This is a genomic window from Paenibacillus lacisediminis (assembly GCF_046567315.2).
On record NZ_JBKIAX020000003.1, the window covers coordinates 100,408 to 114,899 of the forward strand.

General features: G+C 50.1%; 9 protein-coding genes. 8 read left to right on the top strand and 1 reads right to left on the bottom strand.

Translation table 11 applies throughout. The features are described 5' to 3' along the window. Positions 1 to 8 precede the first annotated feature (8 nt). The 4 genes from ACLD72_RS06685 (at position 9) to ACLD72_RS06700 (ending at position 5,175) form a co-directional block, all read left to right on the top strand. A complete protein-coding gene (locus tag ACLD72_RS06685) occupies positions 9 to 839 on the top strand; it encodes a carbohydrate ABC transporter permease (protein ID WP_251588887.1) in 831 nt (276 codons plus the stop codon). A 104-nt stretch (positions 840 to 943) separates the two neighbouring features. Next, positions 944 to 2,689 carry a sensor histidine kinase gene (locus ACLD72_RS06690; RefSeq protein WP_411001065.1) on the top strand — a complete coding sequence of 582 codons (1,746 nt, stop codon included), beginning with the start codon at positions 944 to 946 and terminating at the stop codon, positions 2,687 to 2,689. A gap of 21 nt (positions 2,690 to 2,710) precedes the next feature. Then, on the top strand, positions 2,711 to 4,336 hold the full coding sequence (locus tag ACLD72_RS06695) for a response regulator (protein ID WP_411001067.1): 1,626 nt from the start codon (positions 2,711 to 2,713) through the stop codon (positions 4,334 to 4,336). A gap of 74 nt (positions 4,337 to 4,410) precedes the next feature. Beyond that, the gene (locus ACLD72_RS06700; RefSeq protein ID WP_411001069.1) at positions 4,411 to 5,175 is read left to right on the top strand and encodes a MerR family transcriptional regulator; all 765 of its coding nucleotides are present in this window, start codon (positions 4,411 to 4,413) and stop codon (positions 5,173 to 5,175) included. Between the two features lie 56 nt (positions 5,176 to 5,231). Here ACLD72_RS06700 and ACLD72_RS06705 read toward each other — a convergent pair whose 3' ends face one another. Further along, complete coding sequence (locus ACLD72_RS06705) at positions 5,232 to 6,092, bottom strand: helix-turn-helix domain-containing protein (RefSeq protein ID WP_411001071.1); 861 nt, start codon at positions 6,090 to 6,092, stop codon at positions 5,232 to 5,234. 143 nt (positions 6,093 to 6,235) lie between these two features. Between ACLD72_RS06705 and ACLD72_RS06710 the strand changes: the two genes are divergently transcribed. Genes ACLD72_RS06710 through ACLD72_RS06725 form a run of 4 tightly spaced genes read left to right on the top strand, consistent with a single transcriptional unit; the run spans position 6,236 to position 14,473 of the window. Next, positions 6,236 to 8,215 (top strand): hypothetical protein, encoded by a 1,980-nt coding sequence (locus ACLD72_RS06710; RefSeq protein WP_411001073.1) that lies wholly within the window; start codon positions 6,236 to 6,238, stop codon positions 8,213 to 8,215. A gap of 29 nt (positions 8,216 to 8,244) precedes the next feature. Beyond that, complete coding sequence (locus ACLD72_RS06715) at positions 8,245 to 11,142, top strand: glycosyl hydrolase 115 family protein (protein WP_411001075.1); 2,898 nt, start codon at positions 8,245 to 8,247, stop codon at positions 11,140 to 11,142. 20 nt (positions 11,143 to 11,162) lie between these two features. Further along, positions 11,163 to 12,725, top strand: a complete 1,563-nt coding sequence (locus tag ACLD72_RS06720; protein ID WP_411001077.1) for a response regulator — start codon at positions 11,163 to 11,165, stop codon at positions 12,723 to 12,725. 11 nt (positions 12,726 to 12,736) lie between these two features. Next, positions 12,737 to 14,473: a sensor histidine kinase gene (locus ACLD72_RS06725; protein ID WP_458475652.1), complete on the top strand. Its 1,737-nt coding sequence runs from the start codon at positions 12,737 to 12,739 to the stop codon at positions 14,471 to 14,473. Positions 14,474 to 14,492 lie beyond the last annotated feature (19 nt).

Consider the following 14,492-nt stretch of genomic DNA (forward strand, 5'->3'; position numbering starts at 1 on the left):
TGATCAAAATGAAACCGTTCATCCGGCATATTTTCATGATTCTGTTTAGCTTTGTAATGGTCTACCCGGTGCTTTGGTGGATCGGCGCATCGCTTAAAAGCAATACCGAGCTGGGATCGCCGAATATTTTCCCAAAGGTTCCGCAGTGGAGCAACTTCGTAAAAGGCTGGAATTCGGTTCCCGGACACACGTTTACGGATTTTTATCTTAATACCTTCGGCTTGGAGATCGCCGTGTTGGCTGCCACCTTGATCTCCAGCTCGCTGGTAGCCTTCGGGTTTGGCAGACTGAACTTTCCGCTGAAGAACTTTTGGTTCTCCATTTTCATGTTAACCTTGATGATGCCGGGGCAAGTATTGATCATTCCGCAATACTCTCTGTTCCACCAGTTGGGTTGGGTCAATACGTATTTGCCGTTTATTGTTCCCCACCTGGTAGCGGCAGGCGCCGGCGGTACGTTTTTTGTCTTCCTGCTTATTCAGTTCATCCGGGGGATTCCGAAGGAGCTGGATGAATCGGCCAAAATCGACGGCTGTTCCTGGTTCGGTATTTTCTGGCGGATCGTGCTGCCATTGACCAAGCCGGCCATCGTCACCGTCATGATCTTCTGCTTTCTTTGGAACTGGGATGATTTCCTTGGCCACTTGCTGTATATCAACTCGGTTGACAAATATACGGTCAGCTTGGCGCTGCGGATGATCAACGATTCCCAGTCCGCTCAGGAATGGGGCCAGCTTCTGGCGATGTCGCTCGTATCCATTCTGCCGGCCACTTTCGTATTTATGTTTCTGCAAAAGTATTTTGTTGAAGGAATTGCCACAACCGGAATAAAGGGATAAGGATGGTTGGCCGCCAATAATATAACGGTAGAGCTTTGCCGAAACGATTCGTTTCGCGGCTTTACCGTTTTTTCTCCTTAGTGCCGGAAGGGAGCATCCGAGAGATGATTAGTCTTTTTAAAAAATTCCGCATCGACACCCTTTTTTTTCGCAGCTTTGCCGTTGTCATCGTGATCGTGGTCGCCTGCATCGCGTGGGCCAGCTACATTATTTCCTCCAACGAGCTAGTTAAAACCAGCTCGCTGTATCAGCAGCGGCTGCTGGATGAGTTGAACAACGAGATTACGACGCGTCTTACGATGATCGAACAAATTTCACTGTCCACCTCCCGCGATAACGAGATTATCTCTTTTCTTAAGGACCGGCGTGACCAATACGACACTTATCGGCGATCCGTCAACGTTGTAAATGCATTGGCCAATCTGACCTATTCGATTCCGTTGATCCAAGGCATCGATTTATATATGGAACACCCTTTTCAGCGGGAAGAGGACAATTACATCCAGTTCCGGGACCTGAGTAAGCTAAACCAAGAGGCTTGGGCTGGCGCTTTTGTGAACAATGATTTCGCCTGGTCCACCGAACATAACATAAGAAGCTTCCAGGGAGAGGTCCCGGTACTCAGTTTTGGCCGCAAAATCGTGTACGATGACAAATACCTGGGCGTACTGGTGATTCATATCAAATATAAAGAGATTGTCAAAATACTGGCCGGCCATACCTCCAATGCCAATCGGCTGATGGTGGACTCCCAGGGCAGAGAATTGGTCAAAACCGGACAAGTTTTAGACCATACGGAGCTGTCCGAATGGATCAATGCCAAAGACGCGGAATCGGGGCATGTCCGGATCCGGGGAAATGCCAAAATCGGCGATTCGCTGCTCGTGTATTCCAAATTGCAGGATTCCAACTGGACGCTGGTGGAGATTTCCTCGTGGAAGCAAATCACCGAAGGCAGTTATACGCTTGCCATGGTGATCGGGTTTATCGGCCTGGCCGCCATTTTGTCGGTCCTCCTGCTAACCCATTATCTCAGCAGCCAGTTTACGAAGCCGATCAAACAGCTTGTTACGGCAATGCGGTCGGATTTCGTCGATGGCAATAAAACGGAGCTCCCCCGCGATTACGAAAACGAATTCGGGTATCTGTTTGCCGGTTATCGCAAGCAGAACGAGCGGATTGCGGAGTTGTACCGCTCGCTTGAACGGCGGTACGAGCAGCAGCGCAAAGCGGAGATCGAGGCGCTGCAGGCCAACATTAATCCTCATTTTCTCTATAATATGCTGGATCAGTTGAACTGGATGGCCATTGAAGCGGGGCAGGATGAGCTTAGCCGCATTCTTGAGCTGATGGGACGCATGTTCCGCATCGGCTTGTCGAACGGCAACAGCTTCATCACGATTGCCGAGGAGCTTGAACATATTGCCTGTTATTTGGAAATCCAGCAGCTTCGCTGGGGGGAAGGGCTTGAATTCGAGATCGAAGCTCCGCAGGAAATCCGCGATTTGTTTATTCCGAAGCTAACGCTCCAGCCGTTCGTGGAAAACTCGATCGTTCATGGCTTTAATGCCCGGAGCCGCGGCTTTATTCGCATCCGGCTCGCGGATAAAATCGATGGATTGCAAATCACCATCGAAGACGACGGAGCTGGGCTCAGTGAGGCCGCCGACAGGAAACAGCCTCGCCGCACAGGGGGGTACGGGATGCGCAATGTGAGGGAAAGGATCGCCGGTTACTTCGATGACCGCTATGGCGTCAAACTGACGGAACGGGAAGAAGGCGGTGCTCGCGTCGTGATCGATTTGCCGCGTCTGACGGAGCCTCCCCAGTTTGCGGGGAAGGATAAGTAAGAGGATTAGGAGGACATCGAAATGTGGAAAATTGCCATCGTTGATGATGAACGTCAGGTACTTCAGGGCATGAAGCGGGCAATTCCATGGGAACAGCTCGGCGCCGAATGGGCGGGTGACGCTCTGAATGGAGCGGACGGCCTGGAAATGATCCGCGAGACAGAACCCGATATCATTATCACGGACATCTATATGCCGTCAATGAACGGCCTGGACATGATCGAACAGTTGAGAAAGGAAGGGTACGATGGCAAGATCATTATTTTGAGCGGTTATTCCGATTTCGAATACGCGAGGCAAGCGTTAAGATATAACGTAAGCGACTATGTGTCCAAACCGATCAGCGTTCCGACGCTGAAAAGGATTTTGTCCAAGGTGGTGGAGGAACTAACGGAGGAAGAAGTGAAGCGAATCAAGCAAGGCGAGGTCGAGCAAAAACTCAAGCTTTACGAGCCTTTTATCGAAAAAGAGTGGGTAAGATCCGCGGTGGTCGGAACGCTTGAGGGCACCTACCGCTCTCCCGACAGCTTGCCGCATCCATACCGGTATTGGTCGAAATGCAATCATATCGCCATCGGCATCGATACGGTCCGCGATGTGCGGGCCAGCCAGCTCCCGCTGACCGATTGGAACCTGTTCCGGTTTGCCATCAGCAATATCGCGTGCGAGGTGGCGCGTAAAATCTTTGCGGCGATCGAATATACCGAGCTGCACAGCTCCAGAGCGGTGCTGATCGTGCATCCCCAGCCGGAGGAGAATCACGGGGAATTGGAAGAGCGGCTGAAGGAACTGGGCATGAAGCTGATCGACAGCGTTAAATGTTATGTGAAGCTCCAGATTCGCGTCGGCATCGGGGAAATGAAGCAAGAATGGACGAAAATTCCCGACTCAACCGAAGAGGCGTTTCGCGCGATTGATTCGAGAACCCAGCGGCTCACCCCGAACTACGAGATGTATTGGTACGAGAGAGAAGAGAAGGGGAACGAAAATCAGCAGTCCGTCACTTTGTTTCCGGTCAAATTTTACGTTGAAATTGCGGGTGCGATCAAATCGTCCCAGGAGGAAGAGGCCAAGGCCCTGATTGAAGAGCAAGTGAAGCTGTTGGAAAATCAGAAAGCGATTACACCGGAGTATATTCAAATGCAGGCCGGCGAGGTGTGGGGTGTATTCAACTACAGCTTATATGAAGCAGGCATTTTGCTGGATGACTTGTTCCCGAACGATCTCATCGCCAAAGAATTGATTTTGCTGACCGATCCGGTTCAACTCGGCGAATGGTTGTGTTCCAAGATATCCATGATATGCAGAAGCCGCCAGCTTCGGGGGAACAGCAAACACCGGCAAGTCGTCGATTTCATGACTCATTATATCCATGAGCATTACGCCGAAGATGTTACGTTAGCTGAGCTTTCGGAAAAAATCTACATTTCGCGGAACCATCTGTCCATTATTTTTAAAAACATCACAGGGGAAACCTTCAACAATTACCTCACCCGCGTGAGAATTGAGAAAGCGCGGGAGCTGCTGCTTGAGCGCAACATGCTCGTTTATGAGGTGGCGGAGAAGGTCGGGTACAAAAATGTGCCGTATTTCAGCACCTTGTTCAAAAAGATCACGGGAATGAACCCGACGGATCTGATCAGATAAATAAGAAATACTAAAAAAGATTTGACCTTCACGTTACGGCAAGGTGTAGAGTGAAGGTGTCAGGAGGTGAAATCATGGAATATACCGTTCAAAAGCTGGGACGATTGGCCGGGATCAGCACCAGAACACTGCGTTACTACGACGAGATTGGCATTCTTAAGCCGGCAAGAATCAACTCGTCGGGGTACCGGATCTACGGCCAAAAGGAGGTAGACCGGCTGCAGCAAATTTTGTTTTACCGGGAGCTTGGCCTGAGTCTCGATCATATCAAAGCGATCGTGACAGATCCGGATTTTGACGGAGTCCATGCTCTTCGAGAGCACCGCGAGCAGCTTCTCGGCAAAAGAAAGCAGCTTGACATCCTGATCGCCAACGTTGAAAAAACGATTGCCGTAAACGAAGGGAGAATGACGATGAACGATAAAGAGAAATTTGCAGGCTTTAAGCAAAACATGATCGAGGAGAACGAACAGAAATACGGAAAGGAAATTCGGGAGAAATACGGTGAAGAGACCGTAAACAAGTCCAACGAAAAGCTGATGAAAATGACACCCGAACAGTATGAAGAGGTGACCCGGCTGGCAAACGATGTGCAGTCCACGCTGGCGGAAGCTTTCCGCACGGGCGACCCGGCTGGCGAACTGGCGCAAAAAGCCGCGGACCTGCATAAACGCTGGCTGACGTTTTACTGGAGCGAATACAGCAAGGAGACCCACGCCGGCCTCGCCCAGATGTATGTGGACGACGAGCGTTTCAAGTCTTATTACGACAAAGACCAGCCCGGTATGGCCGAATTCCTGCGCGACGCGATTCACATTTATACCGGCGTCCCAAAATAACTTGTAACCGGAAGGCTCTGCGATTCATTCGCAGGGCTTTCTTCCGTGCTGCTCCTTTATTTATTGGCGGACGATCGGACTTGTTTGACGAATTTCCCGGGCGAGATTCCGGCGATCTTGGTAAAACTTCGGATAAAGTTCGCATAGTCGCTAAACCCGGATTGATAGCAAGCCTCCGTTATGCTGAGCCCTTCGCAGAGATAGGATTTTGCCAAAGCAATGCGGCGATCCAGAATATATGAACGAAGCGTTAACCCCGTATGTTTTTTGAACTGGCGGCTGATATAAGTGCTGCTCAAATAAAACTCAGCGGTAAGATGGTCAAGCGAGATGTTCTGAGAGAGATGCGATTCGATGTACTCCATCGTTTTTCGTACAAGTTCCGGCATGATATCGGTAGAAGTAAAGCTTGCATTTTGAAATACAGAATTCGCTAAGACTAATAATTGAGCGATATAGCTATTGGCCAAAATGTCTGATCCGTACGCATCGGAAACAAGGACTTCCTCCAGATTGCCGGCCAATTGCAGAAATTGCTTCAACCGCGTTTCGTTCAAATGAAAGATATTCCCTTTCCCCTTCGGACGGTAGTCGAAGCACTCGGATAAATGTGTGGCCGGAGTAGAAAGCTGATGCAGGTAAGATTTTTGCAGGTTGATCGTTATTCGCTCATACTCCGATTCATCCAGACTAAACGAGCGGTGCATTTCTTCCGGATGGATAACGATTAGATCGCCCGGTTCCAGATGGTAACAGCTGTTTTCGATATAAAAGTTGACATTGCCGCGAAGAAACAAATACAACTCGTACGCTTCGTGCCGGTGATAGAACGTTCCCAAGTTGTATGTAGTAGTCCTGTGAAGGTAAAGATAATCTTTTTTTATGGGATCAAATCGAAGCTCAAAGGGTTCGTTCATCTGCAACCTCCTGATCTGTTCGCGCAATAAACACGGCGGAATTTGCAATGATTATTCTTTGGATCAACTTTAAAATATGAATATCCTAGCATAATAGGATAAAGACTGCAAACGCTTTTTTTAACAGTGGATTGGAGGATATCATGGAACTGATTATAACCGCACGGAGCAAATCACAGGAAAGTACGGAATACATGGAACTCAAGGAGCATCAATTGGAAGCATCCGTTACAATCACTGGAGGAACCGGAGGCATTAAAAATCCATATCAAGCCAAGGTCAAGATCCGCAATCAAAGCGGATCGTCGTGGTCCGGCGTGATCCATGTGGAATTGCCATTTGCCAAGGGGAATCCGCGCTTTTTCCTGCCCGCATTTATGTACGGCCGAAACCGCGGAGAAGCACCTCAGAACGTGCCAAATGAGTTTCCGCGTTTGAGAGAGGGAAACCCTGCGCGGCCTTCGTCGCCGTGGTGGATGACCAGAAGCGACCGTTTGTCCCATCCGGCGGCATTTGTATTCGAGAGCGGCAAGATTTACGGTCTTTGCAGCAGCCCTTATTTTGTCAGCAAAGACGGCTTCAAACAACAGTGGAAGCCGGAACTGAACGGGGAGTTTTACCAATACGGCGGCTTCACCTGTTCCCTTGCCAAGGGAACGGTTGGTTACACGCTCGGTTACGAAAATGCGCCTTTGCTGTTCATCAAATCGCGTTTGGTTAAGGGACGCGCGCCGCTAGGTGAAAATTGTTTTGAATTGGCGGCGGCAGAGTCCGTGGAATTGACCATGGATTTGTACGAGTACGAATCCGAATCCGAGTTGGGCATCAATCCGGCGCTCGAAGAAATCTATTACCGTTATCACCAAAGCCCCAGAAAAGCCAGCGATATCAAAACGACCGCCGCCGATTTATCCAAAGCGATTTTTGAATATGCCTGGCTGCCCGAAGACCGGAGTTATTCCACGTTTGTCTATGAGGACAAGGAAACGGGCGGTTACCGGTACAATAAGATTATATCGATCAGTTGGACGGACGGATTGACGGTGGCGACTCCGATTTTGATGGCAGCCTTGCGGCTGGGTGACGAGCCTATGCGCGAACAGGCCCTTTCCTGTATCGAGCATATCGTTGAGCATTCCCTAAATCCGGCTTCCGGGCTTCCCTTTGAGGCGTATCATGACGGGAAGTGGAGTACCCGCGGCTGGTGGTTTGACGGGATGCGCACGCCCGGACATTCGGCTTATCTGTGTGCGCAGGCGATGTTTTATATTATGAAGGCCTACGAATTTGAAAAAAGACTCAAAAATTGCCTCCATGAGGATTGGATGATATTCGTCAAGAAGGTTCTTCTTCGGCTGGAAAAGACTAAAAATACGGATGACGAATATCCGACGATTTTGTCCGAGCGAACCGGAGCCGGCCTTGAATACGATTCCTTCAGCGGAGCGTGGTGCATGGCCGCTTTGGCCTATTACGGCTGGCTCACGGGGGACAGAACCCATCTCGACAGCCTGAAGCGCAGTGAGAGACATTATTATCAGACCTATGTGAAGCGCATGGAATGTTACGGGGCTCCGCTTGATGCGGATAAGGCACCTGATTCGGAAGGGATACTGGCGTATATCAAAGCCGTTCGATTCCTGCACGCCATGACTGGAGATGAGCTCTATCTGGAGCATATGAGGGATGCCCTTTGCTACGAGTTCACGTTCAAATTCTGTTACAATTCCCCGGTCAAGGTGCCGCCGCTTAGCACCCTCGGTTGGTCCAGCTGCGGAGGCAGCGTCACCTCGGTTGCCAATCCGCATATCCATCCGATGTCCAGCAACCTCGTGGATGAAATGCTGTACTTCTCCGAGCACGCTAAAGATGAATATGTCAGAGACCGAATGATGGATACCATTGGATGGGGGTGCCAGACCTACAACCGTTATGATATGGAATTCGATTACGGGAAAAAAGGCTGGATGTCTGAACGGTTTTGTCATTCCGAAGGTCTGGTGACCGAAAAGTATAGTGACGGAACACCGGCCAGCACCTGGTTCTGCTTGATGCCTTGGGCCAGTGGAAGCGTTATCGAGGGACTGGTTGGCGACTACTGGGATACGCTGCTGGCCAAGTAATTTATGGGAGAAGGAAACGGAGGATTGAAATGAAATTTATTTTGGGCAAGGAAGTTCCAGTCTTTTACAAAGAAAAGGAAGTTTTTTCAGGCGTGGCCAAGGTTGCGGACAAAGTCAGAAAGGATATCGGCCTGGTTACCGGCGTCTTGCCCGAAACCGCTCAAGATGTGACCGCGTTGGGGAAATATTCGGTCATCTACGGCACGGTCGGACGCAGCCCGATCTTGGAAGAACTAAGCAAGAACCAAAAAATCGACCTGTCATTCATAAAAGAGAAGCGCGAGGTGTTTCTGTTTCAACTGGTGGAAGCCCCCTTTCCCGGAGTATCCTGTGCACTGGTGATTGCGGGGAGCGACAAACGCGGCACAATTTACGGTTTGTTCCATCTGTCCGAGTGTCTGGGCGTTTCCCCGTTGGTGGATTGGTCGGATGTAAGACCGGCGAAACAAGAACAGGTGGTTTTGACCGATCAAAACCATCGGGTATCCAAGGAACCGTCCGTCAAATACCGGGGGATTTTTATCAATGACGAATGGCCGGCATTCGGCACTTGGGCGACGCATCGTTTCGGCGGTCTTAATGCGGACATGTATGAGCATGTTTTTGAACTGATCCTGCGGCTGAAAGGAAATTACTTGTGGCCGGCGATGTGGAAATCCAACTTCAACTGTGACGGCCCGGATCTGTTGAATGCGGAACTCGCGGATGAATATGGAATTGTGATGGGAACTTCACATCATGAACCTTGCATGCGTAACGGTGAAGAATACCGGCAGGTTCGCGGCAAGGATTCCATCTACGGGGATGCCTGGGATTTTCGCGGGAACCGGGAGGGGATTCTGCGCTTTTGGGAGGACGGTCTCAAGCGGAACCGGAATTTCGAGAATGTGATCACACTCGGCATGCGCGGTGAGCAGGATACGAAGATCCTGGGGGAATCGGCGACGCTGGCGGATAATGTTGCGCTGCTCCGGGACGTGATCCGTGAACAAAACCGGCTCATTCGAGAAAATGTGAACGACGATCTATCGCAGGTGCCGCGGGATCTTGTTCTTTTCACGGAAGTGGAAGCCTTCTTCTATGGGAATGAAGAAACGCCGGGGCTGATCGGCGATCCGGAATTGGACGGCGTTACCCTGATGTTAAGTGACGACAATTTTGGCAATCTGCGCAGTGTGCCAACCGAGAAAATGCGCAAGCATCCTGGCGGTTACGGGCTTTATTATCATTTTGATTTTCACGGAGGAGCTCATGCCTACGACTGGATGAACACCAACTATTTGCCGAAGGTATGGGAACAGCTCACGATGGCCTATGATTTTGGCATCAGAGAGATCTGGGTCGTCAATGCGGGCGATATCTGTTTTCTGGAATATCCGTTGTCTTATTTCTTCGAGTTGGCCTATGACATGGAAACATGGGGATCGTCACGGCCGAACAGGACCGGCGATTTCACGAAGCGATGGATAGACAACCAATTCAGCGGCGCATTTGACGAAGAAGGCAGAAATGCAATATTGGAAATCCTCAATGGTTATACCCGAATCAACCATAACCGCAAACCGGAAATTATGCATTCGGGCGTATATCATCCCGTACATTACGGCGAATCGGAGAGTTTGCTAAAACAAGCGGAGCGGATTACCGGGCTTGCCGAAGAGTTGAAAGCGGCATGTCCGGCCTGGGCATTGCCATCGTACTATGAACTGGTCTATTTTCCGGCTGCCGCGTCTATGAATTTGCAGCGTATGCAGCTTCTCGCCGGACGAAATGAATGGTATGCGCGGCAGAACCGGGTAGAGGCGAACGACCTGGCGGACGAAGTCGCAAGATGTATCCGGAAGGACAGGGAGTTGACGGATGAATTGCATGGGATCAACAACGGCAAGTGGTACGGCATGGGACTGTCCGAGCATGTCGGCTTTGTTCATTGGAATGAGGAAGGCAACCGCTATCCGCTTATGATAAAGGTCGAACCGGCCAATAAGCCCCGGATCATCGTGGCCAAGTCCGACGCTGCCAAGTTTACGGAAGGGTTTCTTTGGACCGGCAAGCCTCTGGACATTTATGATTTTCTGCGTCCCGATGTGGAGGAAGTAAAGATTGATATCGCTTGCGGAAGCCGCATGCCGGTTGCCTATAAAATTACGACGGATTGTCCATGGCTGTCCTTTTCGCAAACGGAAGGCTTGGTGACGAGAAAAGATGTGATTACGATCAACATTGACCGCGCCTTGCTGCAAGAAAGGGAAAAGGCAGAGGTTTTTATAGAGGCACCGGACGCCAAAGTCAAGCTTAACGTCTGGGCTGAAGGTACGAATATTGCGGGACTTGAACCGATGACCTTTCTGGAGCGGGACGGCTATATCGCCATGGAAGCCGAACATTACGCTCGTAAGCATGATGTTGAAGGTTTTAGGTTTACGAAGCTCGAACATTACGGGCGCACCTTATCCGGGATGAAAGTACTGCCTCACAAGTATGATTTCGCCGCAGCGGAAGACCGGCCATATCTGGAATATCGATTTGTAGCAGAGCAGGAAGGAACTTACGCTGCAGATTATTATCTGGCGCCATCCAACACGGCCTATATGGATCATAAACTGTATCTGGGCGTGCAGGTGAACGGCGGCGAGATTCACGTGGAGAATGCAGTGAGCGATCGATTTCGTTCGTTGGATCTTGGTTGTCCGGAATGGATCCGTGCCGTTAAAGACAACATCCGTATCTACAGCAGTGAGATTTCTTGCCGACGCGGATTGAATACGCTGCGGATTTATGCGGTAAGCCCATCGCTGGTGCTTGAGCGGATTGTGCTCTACCCGGCGGCCGCTCTATTGCCCGAATCTTACCTTGGGCCGAGGGAGAGTTTCTATGTCAAGAAAGGTACCGATCCTGCCCAGGCTCATATTGACGATCGATCTTAAAGCAGGAGGGAGCACGGGCCATGTTCAAAGTTTTGTTGGTGGATGATGAGATTTTTGTTCGCAAAGGGTTGCAGAAGCTGATTCCATGGGAGGACCTCAATTATACGCTTGTGGGGGAGGCGGATAACGGAGATAAGGCGTTGTATATGATTGAGCATTTACAGCCTGATCTTGTGATCACCGATATCCGGATGCCCATTCTGGACGGGCTGGACCTCATCCGCAGCGTGAAAGAAGATGCCGATTCGGACCTGTTTTTCATCGTGATCAGCGGTTATCATGACTTCAGTTATGCGCAGCAGGCACTTCGCTACGGAGTTCATGATTATATTTTAAAACCTGTGGATGATGAAGAGATGACCGCAACCCTAAGAAAGCTTGCCCTAAACATGAGCAAAAGAAAAATTGCCAAGACGAGGGGAGAAGATTACGCTAACGGTTCATTTTTGGAGGCCCTGGTGCAGGAGAAGCTTCGGTTGGAGGATGCGGAAACATATGCCGCAGCCTTAGGGCTTACCGGGGCATCGGGCTTTTGCTATGCCTTGGTCGAACTTCATGCCGCTCCCGGGGAAATGCAAGTCGGTCTAAAGCAATTTATGAAAGCGTTATATTCCCTTGAAGAGCAGAAATCCGATATTCCCGTGTTTGAGCAGGAGCGGGGAAGATTCGGGATGTTGTTTACTGTGGAGCGGCTGAAAGACCGGTACGGAGGGCTGACCCAAGCTATGGAGAAGATTCGTTCAGGCCTTTCCGGGCAACTGGGAGCGGACGTTAGTCTTTACGCAGGCGAAACAGTCCATAACATAACGGATGTCCGCAGGTCCTATTTGGAGGCTAACGAAGCGGCCAGGCATAAGTATGCCGAGGGCAGCGGGGTTATTGAATACGCGCAAATTAAGGATAAACCGCTGTACGTTTTCGATATGAGTCCGGTCACTGTAAGCAATCTGATTATGCAAGTGGAAGAGGGCAACCAGGAGGCGTACCGGCAAACGGTAGATGGAATGTTCGAGATCTTCCGCACCCAGCGTTTTGCTCCCCAGGCCGTTAACGGCTCGCTCTCCCGCTGCATGACCGGAATAATCAGTGTAGTGAAGGAAATGGACGGCAGTATTGAAGTTGAAGGGGTGCAGCGATTGAAGGGGCTGGCCGAACGGGATTACGGCAACTGGAGCCTGACGCAGTTGAAGGAGCACTTCTTGCTGGCGATCATGGAAGCGGAGCAATATATAGCGAAGCTGCGAAAGGAGCAGTCCAAGGGCGGTATCAAGCAGATTAAGAAATACATTGACTCCCATTACTGCGAGAATATCAGTCTGAAGAGCATAGCGGCTCAATTCTATATGAACCCCGTCTATCTGGGCCGGCTGTTCCGCAAAAGTTACGGGCGCTATTTCAACGAATATCTGCTGCAGCTGCGGGTTCGGGAGGCCAAGAAGCTGCTTCGCCAAACCGATCTCAGGATGTACGAAATCGCGGCCCGGGTGGGCTTTCAGAATGCGGATTATTTCGTGATCCAATTCGAGAAGCTGGAGAAGGTGTCGCCAACGGAGTACCGGAACATGCTGATTGACAGAGAATAGAGGCGCTTTGTATGAATATAAAATTCAATCTGAATTATATGAAACTGCGCGACAAGCTGCTGCTCATGTATGTATTGTCGGTATTCATTCCCATTGTGGTAACCAATGTTGTCTTCTACAATGTGACCACTGACAATATCCGCAGCCAGAAAACTCGCGATGCGGGCATGGCCTTGGACAATCTCAAAAACGACTTGCGTGTAACCATCGACCAAGGAGTCGGCCTATCGTATTCCATGTATGCCGATCCCGTATTCAATGCAACCCTTACCCGTCACTTTAACAGTCAAATTGACTACATCGAGGCTTACAACTCCTATCTGAAAACAGAATTTTCCGGTCAGCCTGCCCAAGGGATCCGCTGGTATCAGGTGTATACAGACAATCCAACCATATTATCTTCCGGCTATATTGAACAATTGACCGATGAGGTCCGGAATACGGACTGGTATAACCAGTTAAGATCGTCAACCGCTCCCTACCCGGCTCTTGTCTATTCGGATCAGGCGTTCAGCCTGATTCAAAGGCTGGACAATGAGAATACCGGAGGCATTGAGCAAGTGCTTAAGATTGATTTGAATATGGATCTCATCCGCCAATATTTCCTGGGCAGCGGGTTCGACGGCAAGGTGTACTTCGTTGATCCCCAAGGCCGGGTGCGGTTTAGCAATGACTCAGGGACAGAATGGCTGACGGAAAATGTTCTATTCGGGGACATTGCGTTTCCGAAGGACTCTCTTCGCTTGGCAGCCTCCTATCCTGGAATTAATTATTTGGAGGGATGGACGCTGCAAGGCGTTATGAATGAAGAAGTCGTACTTCAAGACGTTCGGAAGTCGCGTTCCATGGTCGTTTGGCTTGCATGCATCAACTTTGTGCTGCCCAGCTTGATCATAGCCGCGATGTCGAGGTCGCTGCATGTACGGCTGGTACGCATTCTAAAGCATATGAAAAAGGTAAAAACCCAGAACTTCCAGACGATCCCCCATGAAGAGGCAAGAGACGAAATCGGCCAGCTGACGATCGAGTTCAACCGGATGACAGAGACGATCCATAACTTGATCAACGAAGTCTATCTTGCGGATATTCAGAAGAAGGATCTGGAACTGAAGCAGCAGCAGGCTCAGCTTCATGCGCTGCACAGTCAGATTAATCCCCACTTTTTGTTTAATACCATGGAATCGATCCGCATGAGAAGTTTAATCAAGGGAGAGAAGGAGACAGCCAAGATCATTCATAATATGGCCAAGATGTTCAGACGGTCCATCTCTTGGAGCCGGAACTATGTCACGGTCCATGAGGAGTTGGAACTCATTCGGAACTTCCTGGAGATTCAGAAGTACCGCTTTGGCGATAAGCTGGAATACAGCATTGAAGCGGAACCGGCGGCTCTTGAACAGCGGATTCCGAAGATGGTATTTCTTCCGTTCGTCGAGAATGCCAGTATCCATGGAGTTGAATCGATTCCGGCTCAAGGCATCATCAGGTTGTCTGTTACCCTGCGCGAAGACCAACTGATCTTCAGCGTAGAGGATAACGGGATCGGGATGTCCCCCGCCAAGCTGAAAGAGCTGCGCGAGTATTTGGAGCAGGAAGCAGGAATGGGCGAACGGATCGGCATGAAAAATGCGTATAGCCGTCTGAAGCTCTGTTATCAGGATCGTTTTGGTTTCGTAATCCATACATGGGAAGGGCAAGGAACGCAGATCGAAATTGCTCTGCCGATTGACGGGGTGGGAGAAATATAGCAGGCATGTATAAAAGGAT